General features: G+C 68.8%; 14 protein-coding genes. 9 read left to right on the top strand and 5 right to left on the bottom strand.

The genetic code is table 11. The features are described from left to right. Positions 1–79: 79 nt before the first annotated feature. Complete coding sequence (locus tag ACWEKS_RS36440) at positions 80–556, bottom strand: MmyB family transcriptional regulator (protein WP_452344308.1); 477 nt, start codon at positions 554–556, stop codon at positions 80–82. Between the two features lie 148 nt (positions 557–704). Between ACWEKS_RS36440 and ACWEKS_RS36435 the strand changes: the two genes are divergently transcribed. From ACWEKS_RS36435 to ACWEKS_RS36420, 4 genes are all read left to right on the top strand, one after another. After that, entirely contained in the window at positions 705–4,472 is a 3,768-nt protein-coding gene (locus ACWEKS_RS36435; protein WP_452344307.1) for a BTAD domain-containing putative transcriptional regulator, read from the top strand. Between the two features lie 71 nt (positions 4,473–4,543). Next, on the top strand, positions 4,544–5,200 hold the full coding sequence (locus tag ACWEKS_RS36430; protein ID WP_452344306.1) for a CHAP domain-containing protein: 657 nt from the start codon (positions 4,544–4,546) through the stop codon (positions 5,198–5,200). A gap of 156 nt (positions 5,201–5,356) precedes the next feature. After that, positions 5,357–6,589 (top strand): hypothetical protein, encoded by a 1,233-nt coding sequence (locus ACWEKS_RS36425; RefSeq protein ID WP_452344305.1) that lies wholly within the window; start codon positions 5,357–5,359, stop codon positions 6,587–6,589. Between the two features lie 295 nt (positions 6,590–6,884). Further along, positions 6,885–7,610, top strand: coding sequence for a DUF1906 domain-containing protein (locus tag ACWEKS_RS36420; protein ID WP_452344304.1), 726 nt, complete (start codon positions 6,885–6,887; stop codon positions 7,608–7,610). Here ACWEKS_RS36420 and ACWEKS_RS36415 read toward each other — a convergent pair whose 3' ends face one another. After that, entirely contained in the window at positions 7,611–7,979 is a 369-nt protein-coding gene (locus ACWEKS_RS36415) for a hypothetical protein (RefSeq protein WP_364606939.1), read from the bottom strand. Between the two features lie 112 nt (positions 7,980–8,091). After that, the gene (locus ACWEKS_RS36410) at positions 8,092–8,844 is read right to left on the bottom strand and encodes an Rv1157c family protein (RefSeq protein WP_354833565.1); all 753 of its coding nucleotides are present in this window, start codon (positions 8,842–8,844) and stop codon (positions 8,092–8,094) included. A 345-nt stretch (positions 8,845–9,189) separates the two neighbouring features. Here ACWEKS_RS36410 and ACWEKS_RS36405 point away from each other — a divergent pair, with 345 nt between their 5' ends. Then, positions 9,190–10,422: a mannosyltransferase gene (locus tag ACWEKS_RS36405; protein WP_452344314.1), complete on the top strand. Its 1,233-nt coding sequence runs from the start codon at positions 9,190–9,192 to the stop codon at positions 10,420–10,422. A gap of 184 nt (positions 10,423–10,606) precedes the next feature. After that, the gene (locus ACWEKS_RS36400; protein WP_452344303.1) at positions 10,607–11,827 is read left to right on the top strand and encodes a mannosyltransferase; all 1,221 of its coding nucleotides are present in this window, start codon (positions 10,607–10,609) and stop codon (positions 11,825–11,827) included. Here the strand turns inward: ACWEKS_RS36400 and ACWEKS_RS36395 are convergent. Continuing rightward, positions 11,769–12,062, bottom strand: a complete 294-nt coding sequence (locus ACWEKS_RS36395) for a 4a-hydroxytetrahydrobiopterin dehydratase (RefSeq protein WP_452344302.1) — start codon at positions 12,060–12,062, stop codon at positions 11,769–11,771. The two genes, ACWEKS_RS36400 and ACWEKS_RS36395, sit on opposite strands and share 59 nt — an antisense overlap. Positions 12,063–12,082: 20 nt before the next feature. After that, entirely contained in the window at positions 12,083–12,259 is a 177-nt protein-coding gene (locus tag ACWEKS_RS36390; protein WP_354833569.1) for a hypothetical protein, read from the bottom strand. Positions 12,260–12,430: 171 nt separating this feature from the next. Between ACWEKS_RS36390 and typA the strand changes: the two genes are divergently transcribed. From typA to mshB, 3 genes are all read left to right on the top strand, one after another. Further along, positions 12,431–14,329 (top strand): translational GTPase TypA, encoded by a 1,899-nt coding sequence (typA, locus tag ACWEKS_RS36385; protein WP_452344301.1) that lies wholly within the window; start codon positions 12,431–12,433, stop codon positions 14,327–14,329. A gap of 263 nt (positions 14,330–14,592) precedes the next feature. Next, positions 14,593–16,338, top strand: a complete 1,746-nt coding sequence (locus tag ACWEKS_RS36380; protein WP_452344313.1) for an ABC transporter family substrate-binding protein — start codon at positions 14,593–14,595, stop codon at positions 16,336–16,338. After that, positions 16,335–17,228, top strand: a complete 894-nt coding sequence (gene mshB, locus ACWEKS_RS36375; protein ID WP_452344300.1) for an N-acetyl-1-D-myo-inositol-2-amino-2-deoxy-alpha-D-glucopyranoside deacetylase — start codon at positions 16,335–16,337, stop codon at positions 17,226–17,228. Before ACWEKS_RS36380 ends, mshB begins: the two co-directional genes overlap by 4 nt. The last annotated feature ends 5 nt before the right edge of the window (positions 17,229–17,233 follow it).

Here is a 17,233-nt window from a genome sequence, read left to right as displayed (position 1 = left end):
CCCTCTCTTTTCAACAACCCTTGCTGTGGGGTGCCCCCCGCGGGTGGCCGCCACCCCATCACTCACTTCGAGACACAACCTAGTCGAACGGCACCACTGTCAGCATCCACCACGGCCGCTGTGGCGACTGGAACTCGAAGGTCTGCACATACATCCGGCGTTCCCGGCGGGTCACCGGATCGTTCATCAGCACCGTGCGCTCGCGCGGCTCCGGGGGGACGACGTGGCTGTGCCACAAGCGATCCCAGTCGGGGGAGCGGCGCGCCAGATTGACGATCTCCTCGACCCGGTCCGGCCGCAGGTCGGGGGCGGCAGACCGGAAGGCCGACACCATGACCTGCGCTTCGGCCTCCCAGTCGCCCAGCCGGTAGCGGGCCATGGGTTCCAGCAGGATCGCCGTCATCAGATTCGCGCCCGGACCGGTGCCCGGAAACAGGTTCCGGAAGGGTTCGTTCGCGGCCACCACGTCGTAGCCGCCGTCGTGCAGGCAGGCCGGATGCGGAAGGCTGTGCAGGACCGCGAGATCGGCGTCCGGCGGCGGGGAGGGGTCGAACACCCTAGGCAGTGTGCGGGACAACTCTTCGGAGCGTCTTCGTATCGAGTTAAGCCCCGTCACAAGACTGGGTACTGTCGCAGAATTTCTGTCATATTGAGAGGATCCTGTTTGGTTTTATTCGAAGTGGGTTCGGGGGTCGCACAGCGACATGGCGCTCATACACATCGGGGTGCTGGGCCCACTGCACATCAGCATCGACGGTCAGCGCGTGCCTCCGGGCGCGCCCATGCAGTGCGCGGTGCTGGGACGACTGGTCGCCGCAGGTGGCCGGGTGGTGCCCACCGAACGGCTCATCGACGACCTCTGGCACGGTGACCCGCCCGCCAAAGCCGTTGCCGCGCTGCAGGTGTACATCCACAACCTGCGCCGGGTCTTCGAGCCGGACCGGCCGCGCCGGGCGCACTCGCGTGTCATCGTGTCCGAATCACACGGCTATGCGCTCAATCTCGAGCCGTCCCAAGTGGATTCCTGGCACTTCGAACAACTGCTGCACGGGCACGAGGCCGCCATGCGCGACCCCGCCGGGCGACCCGACCCGCTGGAGCAGGTGCGGGTGCTGGACGCCGCCCTGGCGTGCTGGCACGGCGGCGCCTTCGAATCCTTCCCCGGAATGCCCTGGGCGGCACAGGAAGCCGCCCGCCTGCAGGCCCTGCGGCTGACCGCAGCCGAACTGCGAGCCCAGGCGGCGCTGGAACTGAACCGGCCCGCCGAGGTGGTGCTGGCCCTGCGGCCCATCCTGGAGGAGCATCCCGGACGCGAGGAATGCGCGCGGCTGCTGGCCGTCGCCCAGTACCGACTGGGACAGTCGCTGGACGCACTCGCCACGGTGCGCCGCAGCCGCGAATTCCTCACCCTGGAATTCGGGGTGGATCCCGGTCCGGGACTGCGGGATCTGGAGACCGCCATCCTCACCCACTCGGTGGACACCGAGACGGTCACCCCGCCCGCACCCGTGCGGCCCGCCGAACCCGAACCGCTGCCCGATCCGGAACCCTTGCCGGACACCGGATATGCCGCGCAGCGGGCCGCCGTGCTGGCCGCCGCCGACGCCGCGTCCGCCGGGCACGTGCGGCTGGTCTGGCTCTCCGGTGAGGCCGGCGCCGGGAAGACCACCCTCGCCACCGCCCTCACCACACACCTGGGCGACCGCGGCTGGACCACCGTGTTCGGCCGCTGCCCCGAGGTCGAGTCCGCGCCGCCCGCCTGGGCCTGGGCCGAGGTACTCACCGGCCTCGACGCCGCCGACCCCGAAACCTTCACCGCCGCCGATGCTTTCACCCTGGCCCGGCGCGTGGTCCGCTCCTGCCGCGAACGCTCGGCCGGGAGACCGATCGCCATCGTGCTCGAGGACGTGCACGGCGCCGACACCGCCACCCTGCAGGTGCTGCGGCAGGTGGTGAACTGGCTGCGGGACCGCCCGATCCTCATCGTCGCCACCCTGCGCGGCACCGAGGCGGGCCCGGGCGTCCGCGACACCGCCGCCGCCCTGGCCCTGTTCACCGCCGACCGCCTCGAACTCGACGGCCTCGACATGGCGGGCACCCGTCGCGCCGCGGCCGCCGCCGGGCTCGCCGCCCCCGACGACCGCACCGTGGAACTGCTACGCCGTCGCACCGGCGGCAACCCGCTGTTCGTGCGCGAACTCGCCAAACTCGTTGCCACCCAGGGCACCACCGACGGCCTGCCCGACAGCGTGCGCGACCTGCTGGGCCGGCGCATCGGCCAGCTCCCCGCCGACGTCGTGGACCTGCTGCGCCACCTCTCGGTCTGGGGCGAGGACAGCGACATCACCACCCTCGCCGCCTCCGCCGGCCGCCCCGCCGACACCGTCATCGACCTGATCGCCGCCGCCGAATCCGCGCGCCTGCTGCGCACCGACCGGGCCGGCCGCGTCACCTTCGACCACGCCCTGGTCCGCGAAACCGTCTACTACGACCTCCCCACCCTGCGCCGCACCCGAATGCACTGGGCCGCCTTCGAATACCTGCGCAGCGATCCGGAACCGGGCCCGGCAGCGCCGGGCTCGACCCGCGCGGCGGTCGCGCCCGGCCAGGACGCGGGACGATCCGACACCCCGGCCGGGACGGAAGACCTTCCGGGCATGGGGAATCGAGTGCTCAGCGCGCTGTGGGGAGCCGATCACCTGGTCGCGGCGCTCCTCGGGTCCCCATGGCCCAGGGCCGCGCGTCACACCGACCGGACGCTCGCGGCCCTTCGCGGGGCCGACGAGGTGGCCACCGACTCGTCGACCGGACAGACGGAACCGGACGCCGCGGGCATCGCAGACCCCGGCACGGCGGCACCGCCCGGCCGCGGCCGAATCCCCGAGTTCGCCGACGCCGGAACAAGTTCCGCGCACGATGCGGTATACGTACCGCGCGGGCGGGACATCGACGCGCTGGCACATCACGCGGCGCTGGGGGCGGATGCCGAAACCGCCACGGTGGCTCTGCCATACGTGCGCGCCGCGGCGCGGCGGTGTGTGGAGCGGCGGATGCGGGCCGATGCCGTGCGGCGGTGGCGATCGGTGCTCGCGCTGCACGATCTGGCCGGGCACACCGGCGCGGGAGCCGCGCGCGCGGATCGGCTCGCGGTGGTCGAGGCGCGCTGCGAGCTGGTGGTGGCGCTGGCCTACGACGGGCAGCACATCGCCGCGCGGGCGGCGCGCGAGCAGGCGCTCGATCTGGCCGAATCACTCGGCGGCACAGCGTCATCGCCGGGCGGGACGCAGCTGCTCGCGCACGCCGTCACCTGCTGGCCGACGCCGCTCATCTGGTCGGTGCACGACTGGCACACCCCGGACCCGCGCATCCGCGAACCGCTGCGCCTGGCCTGCGCCGATACGGGGCTGCCGGTGCGCACGCGAATTCTGTTGCAGGTCACCGCCGTTTTCGATCGCGCTGTCGAGGAACCCTCGGCGGCCCGCATCCTGGCCGGTTCGGCCATGGCCCTGGCCGAACCGCTCGACGACCCGGACCTGCTGTGCACGGTGCTCAACGCGCAGGCGTTCGCGGCCTTCGCGGCGGGCGGCTTCCTGCGCGCCCACGACCTCGAACGGTATGCGACCCGGCTGCTCGAGGTGTCCACCGCGGCCGAACTCACCGAATTCCGTGCGCTCGCACACTATCTGCTGTTTCGCGTCACCCTGGCCGACGCCGATCTGGTGGCTGCCGCCGAACACGCCGGACGGGCCGGCGAATACGCCACCGACGGACAGCTGCGGCACCTGCTGGACGCCATCGCGCCCTTCGGCATGGTGCTGGAACTGTTGCGCGGCAATACCGATGAGGTGCTGCGCCTGCTCGGTGAGGGCTCCGGCGAACTGGACGACCTGGTGGCGCACTCCGGCGAGGGCGCGGCCGAACCGACCCGCGACGGCAATGCGCTGCACGTCGGCATCGCCGTCTCCATCGGCTGGCTGCGCAACGACATGTCCGTCTACCTGAACGATCTGCGCGAGCGCACCGCTCTCAAACCGGAGCTGTTCATCCACGGTTACGCACTGGCCCTGGTGCATTCGGGCCGCCCGGAGGAGGCCCGTCGCGTGCTGGCCGCCGCACCTCCACTGGCCCCGCAGTTCTGGTCCACCTTCACCGGAGTGAAGGCCCGCCTCGCCATCGCCCTCGAGGATCCGGCCATGGCTCTCGGCGTCTACCAGCAACTGCTGCCGTACTCGGGCACCGTCTGCGGTCTGGAGACCGGCGCCTCGGTGCTCGGGCCCATGGATTGCATCCTCGCCGAGCTGGCCACCTACCTCGGCGACCACGAGCGGGCCGCCGGTCACCGCGCCGCCGCCGAGGAACTGCAGGACAGACTGCAATCCGAGCTGGCCGAACTCGCACCCCAGGGCGTCGGGCTCATGCAGCCCAGCCGCCTCGGACCGATGGGCCGCAGCCGGCTGGTCCACCGCCCCTGAGGGAACTCCGCGGCCGGGTGGAACGTCCATATTGGTAAGGCCGACGGCCGGCCGGAACGGGGGAGGACCGAATGACAGTCGAGCTCGAGCGCCCGCAGCGCAGAGGGCGGCGCTGGCTGGTGGTGAGCGCCGTTGCGCTGGTGGTGATTTCGGCGCTGAGTGCCGGGGGAGTGCTCGGCGTGCGGTGGTGGCAACAGCACCGGCACGAGGAGTCCTACGGCCCGCGGGAGATGGACGGGCGTCTGCTGCACGACTTTCCGCAGGTCGATTCCGCCGGGTTGAGTCCCGGGCAGGCGCAGGTGGTCGATGTTCTGCGACAGCAATTCGACGAACAGAGCGGTAGGGACAAATACTCCGAGGGCATTGCCGAACCCTGGTGCGCCGACTTCGTCAGCTGGGTGATGCGCGCGGCCGGTCAACCGTTGAGCAATCCGAATTCCGGATCCTGGCGGATTCCCGGCGTCTACACCCTGGAGGAGTACTACCGGGGACAGCATCGTTTCGAGCAGGCGAACAACGGATATCTACCGCGGGTCGGCGATGTGGTGATGTACTCGGATTCCAGTGTGTTCCATCAGCACACGAATATCGTTATCGCGGTGGATTCGGATACCATCACCACGGTGGGCGGCAATGAGGCCGGTGAATCCGGCGGTGTCGCCATCCACAAATTCCGGGCGTCCGGCACATCGGGGCTGGTCGGCTTCGGGCGATTGGGAACACGCTGATTCCACATTCTGGAAACACGCGGGGCGGGGTGTACTACTGAGCGCATCTTCCGCTTACGATGGGTTTCGGCGGCGCCCGGCAGCGTCGCCGATTGATCCCTGTCCTGCTGCCCCCTCATCGGCAGGACAGGGGTCCCCGCCCGACGAAAGTAGCTGATGACGTCGTCCGACCAACCGACCTGGATCGATTACGCCGAATTCGGCGAACGTTTCGTGGCGGCGGCGGTGACGGAAACCCGGATCGAATCAGCGGTCTCCAGCGTGGCCGGGCGCGGAATCACCATCGGCCCCTTCGGAATCGGGCCCGCCGGGCTCGCCCGGTTCGTGGCCAAGGGCAGCATCGGCAAACCCACCGTCATCCGGCGTGGGCCGCACGTGCACTTCGACGTCATGCTCCCGGTGAAACTGCGGGTCGACGTCACCCTCGGCGGGCAGCGGCTGCGGCTGGAGGCGGTCGTGGAGATCGACCTCAGCATGCACGCCCGCACCGCCGATCCGCTGCTCATCGTCATCGACATTCCCCCGGTCACCGGGCGCGACGTCAGCTTCGTCATGCGCGCGCAGGCCATCGGCACCGCCTGGGAACTGCTGCTGGACCCCATCGCCAAACTGGTGCAGCGCGAGGTCGCCAATCGCATCAATGGCATTCTGGCCGACCCGGATTCGCAGCGCGGCCGCACCTTCGACGTGCAGGCCATCATGGACGGCACCCGCTCGGCCTACCGCGGGCGGCCTACCCACGAGTGGATCGGCTACGACGAATTCGGCCGCCGGTTCTTCGCGCGCATCGTGACCGCGGAGCGGGTGCGCCAGGTGGTGGAATCGATGGCGGGCAAGCCCATCGAGGTCGGCCCGCTGCGCACCGGCCCGGGCAACAAGGCCGAGGTCTGGGTGCAGGGCAGTGTGCGACTACCGAGGGTCGCCGCCGCGGGTCCGGTCACCGTCACGCCCGTGCCCGAGCCGCGGATCGCCGAATTGCCCCATGCCGCGGCCGAATCGGCCGCGACGGCGGCCGCGGCAGCCGAGGCACACGCGAACTCCCACGATCCGGCGCTGGTCCGCTTCGACCTCACCATTCCGGTGAGCCTGGACATCTCCGTGGACGTGCTCAAGACCAACCGCTATCGGGCCGAGGTGCAGGTGCCAGTGGCCCTCACCGCGCGTGCCGCCGAGCCGTTGCTGATCGTCATCGACGCCGTACCGCCGCGCGCCCGCGACATCGATCTGGAGATGACCGCTGAGGGCTGGCGAGCGGCCGCGCTGGGCAAGCTGGCCGGCATGCGCAAGCAGATCGCTGCCCAGGTGGCGAAGGTCGTGCGCGCGGAGGTGGCCGACGTGTCGCGCCGGACCATCAATGTGGGCGCCCGGTTGGACTCGACGCGGGTCTGAGGTCCCCGGCCGCGGCAATTCGATAGCTGTTAGTTAGCCATCGGCCGGTCGTTGCCCGGTTTCGCCCCGATGTGACATATGGTGCCGATGTGCTCGATGAGCCTGGCGATTCCAATGTGAATATGGTGAAATGAGGGCACGTTCAGGGCTCCCGGCGCACGGATGATCTTGTTTTCATCGGGGAAGGTGCGCCGGGCACGCCGCAAGTAGTTCCAACCGGTCACCGGTGAGACGCCGTCTCCCAATCGTCACGACTGGAATGTTCGACCAGCGAGTGTGTGCGAAGGAGCCCGTGATGCGTCCTGCCCATGTCAATCGACGGAACTTCCTCTCCGGGGCCACGGCTCTCGCCGCCGGAATCACCGCCGGACTGACCCTCCCACCCGCCACCGCGGCAGCCGGGCAACAGCTCGGCACCCTCCTCGACTACGCCGGCGGCGTCCCCTCCGCCCAATCCATCAGCGACGACGGCCATATCGGCGTCATCCGCTACGTTTCCGACCGGCGGCCCGGCGCCGAATGGATGGCGGGCAAACCGCTGCTCGCCCGCGAGGTCGACGCCCTGCGCGCCGCGGGCCTGTCGGTGGTCTCCTGCTACCAGTTCGGCAAGGGCCCGACCGCCGACTGGCGCGGCGGTTACGCGGCCGGATTGCAGCACGCCGCACGGGGATTGATCCTGCACAAGGCCGCGGGCGGGCCCGACGCCGCGCCCATCTACGCCTCCATCGACGACAACCCCGGCGACGACGATTTCGAGCAGTTCATCGAGCCGTACCTGCGCGGCTGGGAGACCGTCATCGGGCACGGCCGCACCGGCGTCTACGCGAACTCGCCGACCATCGACAACATTCGGGACGCGGGACTGTGCTCGTTCTTCTGGCAACACAATTGGGGCACCCCGAAGGGCTACGTCAATCCCGCCGCCACCCTGCACCAGTTCGAGATCGACAAGCGCGAGGTCGACGGCGTCTCCGTGGACGTCAATGCCGTACTGGCCCCGCAGTATGGCCAATGGTGGTAGTCAGGTCTGGCAGTGGCAGGTCGGGTCGGTCGCCAGGTCCGGCTCCTCGGGGACGACCCGGAGCATGAGGTGGGGATCGGTGTGTTCGTCCTCGCCGCTGCCGTCGGCGAAGACCTCACCGTTCCCGTTCCAGGAGAACAGGGACCAGCGGGACAGCGCCGAGAATGCGGAGCCGAGGCTGCCGAAGGAAGCCGAGGAGATGAGAGAGCCGAACGAGCCCACCGACCCGATCGACAGCACCGAGCCCACGCTGCCGATGGACAGGATCGAATAGGCCGAGCCGATCGACAGGATCGATCCCTCGGAACGGATCGAGAGGATCGACCGGCGCGAATGCAGTCCCCGAACGGGGTTGGTCACAGCGGCCATAGATGTCGGTCTACCACAGGAAACCGGCCGTGCAAACGATTTCGCCCCCGTCCCTTCCGCGTAGTTACGGAGGAGAACGGGGGCGAAATTCTCGGCTACCTCGGGGTGTCGGCTAGGCGACTGTGAAGAATCCGATGGTCGGCAGGAACGAGCAGGTGATCGGCTGTGACTCCGGATCGGCCTGAGTCGTCAGCGAACCCGAGACGATGGCGACCACGCGACCGGAACCGGTGTTGGCGATGGCCGACAGGGTGGCCGGGCCGTCCGGGTTGATGTGCGCGTCATTGGTCAGGTTCTGGGTGGCGGTGGCGCGCGTGTCGAGGTTCAGCCACTGCACCGTCATCGGGGCGGGCTGCACATCGGTGGGCTGCTTGGTGCCCAGCGCGGTGAACACGAAACCGGCCTGGCCCTGCGCCGGGCCGGGCGGGGGCAGCTGCGCCGGACCGCCGACGGCCAGCGCGGTGCCCACCGAGTCGGCGGAGGGGGAGATGCAGCCCTTGCCGATGGTCGGCCACAGGAACTGCGAGATGACCGGGCCATCCTTCGGGATGTCCGGGCCGCCACCGCCACTGCCGTCGAGGAACGTGATGACGGCGAGCAGCGTGGTCTTCACCTGCGCCGGCAGGTTGCTGCTCTCCAGTAGCTGCTTGGCCTGGGCGAGAATGGCGTTCTTGGGGCCCGCGTCCGCGATATCGGCGGGACCGGTGGCCGCGCCGATGATGGCGGGGACCAGCGAGGCCAGCGCGTCGACCGGAACCCCTTCGGGGATCATCGGAATCGACGCGCTCTTGGGTGCCGGCGCGGGGTTCGCGTAGGCCGTCGGCACGGCGACGGTGGCGCAGGCCGCCAGGGCCAATGCGGACATTGCGAACCGCGATCCTCGGGTGCGAAGCACTGGTGTAGCCGTCCTTACCTTCAGGGACATCTAGCAGCGATGGAGCCATCGCTCCGCGCCACTCTAGGGACCGGGCTGCCGTGTTGTACAGCCGCGGTGTGATCTTGGCGAACTCGATCAGCTGACGCTATCGAACGGGACACCAGAGTGCCTGTTACAGATGGGGTCGGTGATGTAAATGTTACAGCGGAGGGTCCGCGCTGCACGGAACATTCTGCTGGGCGACTACGCTTGCCGGGGCCACCGCAACGCCGCATTCGCGAGGCCCGCAAGCCGCATTCGCCAGCCGTGCACTCGGCCGGTGACCCGCCCGAGCTGAAAGACAGTGCCGTGAATCGACACTTCCATATGGCCGCCGCGGCACTGGGTATTTCGGTGCTGGCCCGGCTCGCGTGGGTCCTGTTCCTGCCCAATGGCATGAACTTCGTGGACCTGCACGTCTATGTGGACGGCTCCGCGAATCTGTTCGGCGGAAATCTCTACGACTACACCGATTCCAGTAAGACGCCGGACTTTCCGCTGCCGTTCACCTATCCGCCGTTCGCGGCGCTGGTGTTCTATCCGCTGCATTTCCTGCCCTTCGGGGTGGTAGCCATCGGATGGCTGCTCGCCACGGTGGCGGCGCTGTTCGGCGTGGTGTGGTTGGCGCTGGAGATGATGGTCGGCCGCGAGGCCATGCGTGAGCGGTCCTGGCGCACCGCCACGGTGGCGTGGACGGCGATCGGCATGTGGCTGGAGCCGGTGCGCTCGACCTTCGACTACGGCCAGGTCAATGTGTTCCTGGTGCTGCTCGCCATGGTCGCGGTCCGCAGCGCGCGCTGGTGGGTGTCGGGCACGCTGGTCGGCGTGGCCGCCGGCATCAAGCTGACCCCGGCCGTCACCGGGCTGTATTTCGCGGCCCGCAAACGCTGGTTCACGGCGACCTGGTCGGCGCTGGTCTTCTTCGGGACCATTCTGCTGACCTATCTGTTCGCCCCCGGTGAGACCAACAAGTACTTCCGCGAATTGCTCGGCGACGCGCATCGCATCGGGCCGGTCGGATCGGCGACCAATCAGTCGCTGCGCGGCGCGCTCAGCCGGCTGCTCGGCCACGACGTGGTGTCCGGGCCGGTGTGGATCGCGGCCGCGCTGGTGACGGCCGTGCTCGCGTTCTTCGCTTGGCGCGCACTGGATTCCGACGATCGGCTGGGCACGCTGATCATCGTGCAGCTGTTCGGGTTGATGGTGTCGCCGATCTCCTGGTCGCACCACTGGATCTGGCTCCTGCCGGTCATCCTGTGGCTGTGCTACGGCCCGCTGCGGCAGGCGGCGGGCGCCCGGGTGCTGGCCGGTTACTGGCTGGTGGTGACGCTGATCGGCGTGCCCTGGGTGCTGGGCTTCTTCCAGGATTCGATCTGGACCATCTCGCGTCCGGGCATCCTGTCCTGGGTGGGCGCGGTGGACGTGCTCGGCGTGCTGGCGCTCTATGCCTGGATCATCCGGGCGGGTCGGCTCAGCCCCGGGCATCCGGTCGATCGACCTCGTGCGCAAGAGCTGTCCGACCGGTGAGGTGAGATTTTCAGCGCGAGATCCGCGTCCCGAATATCTCGGGCGCCTCGAATGTCGGTGGTGCCCTTAATATTTGGGGTGCGCGGGATAATCGTTGGTCCGGTTACGCTCAGCGAGCGCTGAAAAGGCCTGCTCGCCAGCCGTGAATTCCGGTCGGTGATCCACCCGACCGAAAGTCCGTGCCGTGAATCGACGTTTCCGCCTGGCCGCCGCCGCCCTCGGCATCTCGGTGCTGGTCCGCCTGCTGTGGGCGCTGTTCTGGCCCAGCAATCTGATCCTCGTGGACCTGCACGTGTATGTCGAAGGGGCCGCGAATCTGTTCCGCGGGAACCTCTACGACTGGACCGATTCCAGTCGGTCACCACAATTTCCGCTGCCGTTCACCTATCCACCGTTCGCGGCGCTCGTTCTGTATCCGCTGCATTTCCTGCCCTTCGACGTGGTGGCCGTCGGCTGGCTGCTGGCCACGGCGGCGGCGCTGTTCGGCATCGTGTGGATCTCGCTGGAGATGATCGTGGGCCGGGAGGCCATGCACGACCAGTCCTGGCGCACCACCGCGGTGGCGTGGACCGCGGGCGGCATGTGGCTGGAACCGGTGCGGTCCACCCTCGACTACGGCCAGGTCAATGTGTTCCTGGTGCTGCTCGCCATGGCCGCGGCGCGCAGTGCCCGATGGTGGGTGTCGGGTGCGTTGATCGGCCTGGGTGCCGGAGTCAAGCTGACCCCGGCGGTGACCGGACTGTATTTCGTGGCCCGCCGGCAGTGGCTCGCGGTGATCTGGTCGGCGGTGGCCTTCGCCGGGACCATCGGCCTGACCTTCCTGCTCACGCCGGGGGAGACCAGGAGGTACTTCGGGGAACTGGTCGGCGACCCGGGCCGCATCGGGCCGGTCGGTTCGGTGATCAATCAGTCGCTGCGCGGGGCGCTCAGCCGCCTGGCCGGCCACGACATCGGGTCCGGGCTGCTGTGGAAGACATCCGTGCTGGTGACGGCCGTGCTCGCGTTCTTCGCCTGGCGCGCACTGCGTTCCGACGATCGGCTGGGCACGCTGATCGTCGTGCAGCTGTTCGGTTTGATGGCGTCGCCGATCGCCTGGTCACACCACTGGGTCTGCCTGGTCCCGCTGATTCTGTGGCTGCTCCACGGTCCGCTGCGCGAGGCCGCCGGTGCGCGCCTGATGGCCGCCTACTGGCTGTTCACGACAGTGATCGGGGTGCCCTGGATGCTGGGAACCCTGCAGAAGTCGATGTGGGATATATCGCGTCCGGGTTATCTGGCCTGGCTGGGCGCGGCGAACGCGATCGGGGTGCTGGCCCTCTATGCGTGGATGATCCGGGCCGGGCGGCTCAGCTCTGGGCGTGCAGTTGATCGATCTCGTGAGCGAGAGCCATATCGCGTTTCGTGAGACCGCCCGCGGCGTGGGTGGACAGCGTGAAAGTGACCCGCCGCCAGCGGATATCGATATCGGGATGGTGGTCGGCGGCCTCGGCCGCGGCGGCCACCCGGCGCACCAGTTCGATGCCGGCGATGAACGAGGGGGCCTGGATGGTGCGCGTGATGCTGTTGCCCTCATGGGTCCATTCGGGCAGTTCGGTGAGGGCCTTGGCGATGTCGTCGTCGGAGAGCAGCGCAGGACTCATGACTCCGGTTTACTCCGGATTCAGGCTGCCCGCGCGAGTTTCAGGCACTTCTTGAGTTCCTTGCCGCAGCAGCCTGCGGCTTCGGCCTTCTTCATCCGCGTAATCACAACAGGGCATTTCAGGCATCGCGTCTTCTTGCGGCAGCATTTCTTCTTCGGCTTCAGACCGGATACGTGTTTGGCCTTCACCTTGCCCATGGTTGGTTAGCTTAACCTAACCTCCGCCCATTGACCATGTGACCTGATGCGCCCGGTAGTCTGTAGCTCGCCGCATGCCCGGTGGAGTTCGCCATGTTCTCGTCGTAGGCAGCCCCACGCATGAGACCCATCCGGGTCGGCAACAGACTTTTTCACCAGGAGGAATCAAACGTGTCGTCTGTCGAGTTCCGAAACGTCGCCATCGTGGCGCACGTCGACCACGGCAAGACAACACTGGTCGACGCCATGCTCCGGCAATCCGGTGCGTTCGCCGAACGCGCCGAACTCGTCGACCGAGTGATGGACTCCGGTGACCTCGAGCGCGAGAAGGGCATCACCATTCTCGCCAAGAACACCGCTGTTCACCGGCATAACGCCGACGGATCGGTCACCGTCATCAATGTCATCGACACCCCCGGCCACGCCGACTTCGGTGGTGAGGTGGAGCGCGGCCTGTCCATGGTGGACGGCGTCGTGCTGCTCGTCGACGCGTCCGAGGGTCCGCTGCCGCAGACCCGCTTCGTGCTGCGCAAGGCCCTCGCGGCCTCGCTGCCGGTGATCCTGGTCGTCAACAAGACCGACCGCCCGGACGCCCGCATCGAGGAGGTCGTCGAGGAATCCCACGACCTGCTGCTGGACCTGGCCTCCGACCTCGACGACGAGGCCTCCGAGGCCGCGGAACTGGCCCTCGACCTGCCGGTGCTCTACGCCTCCGGCCGCGCGGGCGTGGCGTCCACCAGCCGCCCCGACAATGGCCAGGTGCCGGCCGCGGAGAACCTCGACGAGCTGTTCGAGGTCCTCATGAAGTACGTGCCCGCCCCCAAGGGCGACCCGAAGGCCACCCTGCAGGCGCACGTCACCAACCTCGACGCCTCCCCGTTCCTGGGCCGAATCGGCCTGGTGCGCATCCACAACGGCACCCTGAAGAAGGGCCAGAACGTCGCGTGGATGCACGGTGACGGCGTCAAGACCGTCAAGATCACCGAGCTGCTCAAGACCATCGGCGTCGAGCGTCAGCCCGGCGAGGAGGCCGTGGCCGGTGACATCGTCGCCATCGCGGGCATTCCGGACATCATGATCGGCGACACCCTCGCCGACGTCGACAACCCGGTCGCGCTGCCGCGGATCACCGTCGACGAGCCGGCCATCTCGGTGACCATCGGCACCAACACCTCGCCGCTGGTCGGCCGGGTGCAGGGCCACAAGCTGACCGCCCGCATGGTGAAGTCGCGCCTGGACCAGGAGCTGGTCGGCAACGTGTCGCTGCGGGTGCTCGACATCGGCCGCCCGGACGCCTGGGAGGTGCAGGGCCGTGGTGAGCTCGCGCTGGCCATCCTGGTCGAGCAGATGCGCCGCGAGGGCTTCGAGCTGACCGTCGGCAAGCCGCAGGTGGTCACCAAGACCGTCGACGGCAAGGTGCACGAGCCCTTCGAAGAGCTGACCATCGACTGCCCGGACGAGTACCTGGGCGCGGTCACCCAGCTGCTGGCCGCCCGCAAGGGCAAGATGGTCCAGATGAGCAACCACTCGGCCGGGTGGGTGCGCATGGAGTTCATCGTCCCGTCGCGTGGCCTGATCGGTTTCCGCACCGACTTCCTCACCGAGACCCGCGGCACCGGTATCGCCAATGCCGTGTTCGACGGCTACGCGCCGTGGGCCGGTGAGATCCGCGCCCGCCACACCGGTTCGCTGGTCTCCGACCGCAATGGTTCGGTCACCCCGTTCGCCATGATCCAGCTGGCCGACCGTGGCCAGTTCTTCGTGGAGCCGGGCGCCGACACCTACGAGGGCCACGTGGTCGGCATCAACCCGCGTGCCGAGGACCTCGACATCAACGTCACCCGCGAGAAGAAGCTGACCAATATGCGGTCCGCTACCGGTGACGTGCTCGAGACGCTGGCCAAGCCGCTGCAGCTGGATCTCGAGAGCGCGATGGAGTTCTGCACCGACGACGAGTGTGTCGAGGTCACCCCGGAGATCGTGCGGGTCCGCAAGGTCACCCTGAATGCCAACGACCGCCAGCGTGAGATCTCGCGCCGCAAGGCCCGCGACAAGGCTGTGTCCAACTAGCCTCCGCTTCGCTCCGGCAGTTCGCGGCCCTGTTACCCCGGTCTTCCCTCCCTCCGCTCCTCCGCTTCGCTCCCCCGCTCCGGTCAGTCCAGACCGGGGCGGGCCGCGAACCTTTGGGCGGGTGTCGTGCACAACGGTGCTCACACGGGGTGGGACCGGGGTTCTGCGATTGAGTTCGGGGCACGACTACCAGCGGCGGCGTTGGTCGTCGGGCCGTGGAAGGTGGATCCAGTAGAGTGCCGAACGTGAGAACGGGGGCCCGGATGCGCGCATCGTGGCGCGCGGTGCTGTTGATGGTGGCGACCCTGTTGGCGGTCGCGACCGGGTGCACCGCGAATCCGCCTCCGCCCATCGAATCCACCGACAGTCCGAAGACGCAGCCGGCCAAGCCGGGGAAGAACTCCGTCGTGGTCGGGGTCGACGACATCGGGATCGGGTTCAATCCGCATCTGCGGTCGCAGCAGTCGCCGGCGACGGCGGCGGTCGCGTCGATGGTGTTGCCGAGCCCGTTCCGTCCAGGTCCGACGCCGGGGGTGCCGGGCGGCACGGACTGGATACTGGATCCGGCGCTCATGGTGTCGGCGGATGTGACGGCGCAGGAGCCGTTCACCATCACCTACCAGCTCAAGAACGAGGCGTCCTGGTCCGACGGCGCACCCATCGCGGCCGAGGACTTCAAATACCTCTGGCAGCAGATGATCACGCAGCCGGGCACGGTGGATCCCGCGGGCTATCGGCTGATCTCGGATGTCAGTTCGTCGGCGGGCGGCAAGACGGTGACGGTCACCATGACGCAGCCGTATCCCGCCTGGCGGCAGCTGTTCTCGGATCTGCTGCCCCAGCATCTGGTCAAGGACTCGGGTTTCGAGCAGGGGTTGATCGACACCATCCGGATCTCGGGCGGCCAGTTCCGGATCAAGCAGGCCGACCGCGGCCGCGAGGAGATCCTGCTGGAACGCAACGACCGGTACTGGGGTCAGCCCGCGGTGCCGGATCAGATTCTGTTGCGGCGCGGCGGAACTCCCGCGCAGGTGGCGGAGTCGCTGCGGGTCGGGGACGCGCAGATGGCGCTGGTGCACGGTGGTGTGGCGTTGCAGGCGCAGCTGGCGGCGATTCCGTCGGTGCGCACGGCCACCATGCCGCAGTCGCGGGAGATGCAGCTGGCGCTCAACGGCCGCAGCGGCGATCTGGCCGATATCCGGGTGCGGCGCGCGGTGCTGGCGCTGCTGGATCCGGTGCTGCTGGCCACGGTCGGCGCGCAGACCGGCAGCTGGGTGGAACCGGCTCGGGCGCAAGTACTTTCGCCCTCGGATCCGGGTTATGTCGCGACCCAGCCGCCGCGCCTGAGCCAGGAGGAGGCGTTCGGGCTGCTGGCCGAGGCCGGATTCGCGCGGGCCGCGGAGACGCCGGCCACGCAGTCGGCGACCTCGCCCGCCCCGCAGCCGCGGTCGCTGGCCAAGAACGGTAAATCGCTGACGGTGCGGATCGGCGCGGTGGACGGCGACACCACCACGCTGGCGGTGGCCAATACCGCCGCCGACCAATTGCGCAGCGCCGGAATCGATGTCGTCGTGCGCAGTGTCACGGCCTCGCAGCTGTACGGCAAGGAGCTGACCGACGTCGGGGTCGACGCCGTGGTCGGCTGGGAACGCACCGGTGAGGATCCGGCCACGGTGCTGGCGTCGCGGTACGGGTGCACGCCGGTGGCGCCGCCCGGTGACACCGCGGACACCACCGTCGCGGACGGGGCGAAGAAGTCCCCGTCGAATGTGTCCGGCGTGTGCGATCCGACCCTGCAGCCCGCCATCGACGCGGCCCTGCGCGGCATCGATGTGGGCAAGGTGATCGGCGAGACCGAGCCCAAGCTGTGGGAACTGGCGACGGTGCTGCCCATCGTGCAGGACACCCAGGTCGCCGCGGCGGGCCCGCGGGTGGACGGGGCCTCGCTGAGCGGCGCCATTCAGACCGGCATCTTCGGTGATGCCGCCAACTGGCGGAGGCTGCCGTGAATCCTCTCGATGCTTCCCGGCACGGTCTGCTGCTGGTGCACGCGCATCCGGACGACGAGTCCATCACCACCGGCGGCACCATCGCCCACTATCGCAAGCGCGGCATCCCGGTCACCGTGGTGACCTGCACGCTCGGCGAAGAGGGCGAGGTCATCGGCGACGATTACGCGCATCTGGTGGCCGGGCAGGCCGATCAGCTGGGCGGTTACCGCATTCTCGAATTGACCAGGGCGCTGGCCGAATTGGATGCCGGGGTGCCGCATTTCCTGGGCGGCGCGGGCCGCTGGCGGGATTCCGGCATGGCCGGGACGCCGTCGGCGCGCAATCCCCGCGCGTTCGTGAACTCCGGCACCGCCGCGACCGACGCGCTGGTGCAGGTGATCCTGGAGCTGCGCCCGCGCGTGGTGATCGGCTACGACCCGCTCGGCGGCTACGGGCATCCGGATCACGTTCGCGCGCACCAGATCACCATGGCGGCCGTCGACGCCGCCTCGGACTGGGGCTGGACGGTCCCGAAGGTGTACTGGACGGTCACCGACCGTACCGTGCTGGCCATGCACACCGAGTCGTTGAAGCGCCGCACGGTGGATCAGCTGCCGGGTGCGCTGCCGCGCGGCTGGCGGCTGCCGTACGCGGGCGAATTGGCCTGTGTGCCAGCGGAATCCGTGACCACCGCGGTGGATGTCTCGGATGTGCTGGCGGCCAAGCGCGCGGCCCTGCGGGCGCACGCGACCCAGGTGACGGTGGCCCCCTCGGGCCGGGAGTTCGCGCTGTCGAACGATGTCGCCCAGCCGGTGCTGCCGGAGGAGCATTACATTCTGGTGCGTGGCGAGCGCGGCCCGCTGGGCCCCGACGGCCGCGAACATGATCTTCTCGGTGGCCTGGAATGAGAGAC

This window comes from Nocardia sp. NPDC004711, assembly GCF_053601595.1.
Note: the sequence above shows the minus strand (reverse complement) of the source record. Positions and strands in the feature narration are given on the sequence as shown.